This is a genomic window from Streptococcus sp. C150, assembly GCF_000187445.1.
Classification (GTDB): domain Bacteria; phylum Bacillota; class Bacilli; order Lactobacillales; family Streptococcaceae; genus Streptococcus; species Streptococcus raffinosi.
In genome coordinates this window covers 1-626 of the sequence record NZ_GL698468.1, presented here as the reverse complement: position 1 = coordinate 626, position 626 = coordinate 1, and the positions used below count along the sequence as shown (strand labels likewise).

Below are 626 nucleotides of genomic sequence, written 5' to 3'. Positions count from 1 at the left end.
TGTATTACCAGCTGCATCTGTCGCTGTCGCTGTCACATTGCCTGCTGGAATAGCAACGGTTGGCGTGATTGTTGCTTTGCCATCTGCGCCTGCTGTCGCTTCACCAATCTTGTTGCCATCTTTATCGTAAAGAGCAACAGTTGAACCTGGTTCTGCGCTCACTTCTACTGATGGCTTAGTTCCAGCTTTTCCTGTAAGGTCTGTATTCACTACTGGTTTCGCTGGGGCTGTAGTGTCTGTCGCTACTTTAGGATCACTTGCGTCTGATGTGTTACCCGCTGCATCTGTCGCTGTCGCTGTCACATTGCCTGCTGGAATAGCAACGGTTGACGTGATTGTTGCTTTGCCATCTGCTCCTGCTGTCGCTTCACCAATCTTGTTGCCATCTTTATCGTAAAGAGCAACAGTTGAACCTGGTTCTGCGCTCACTTCTACTGATGGCTTAGTGCCTGCTTTACCTGTGAGGTCTGTATTCACTACTGGTTTCGCTGGGGCTGTGGTGTCTGTCGCCACTTTAGGATCACTTGCAACTGATGTGTTACCTGCCGCATCTGTCGCTTTGGCTGTTACATTACCTACTGGAATAGCAACGGTTGGTGTAATGGTTACTTTACCATTGCTAGCAG

1 protein-coding gene is annotated in these 626 nt (G+C 49.0%); it reads right to left on the bottom strand.

Annotated features, from left to right (window positions below):
- On the bottom strand, positions 1 to 626 hold a 626-nt coding region (locus HMPREF0848_RS10765; protein ID WP_008536393.1), incomplete at both ends, for an Ig-like domain-containing protein.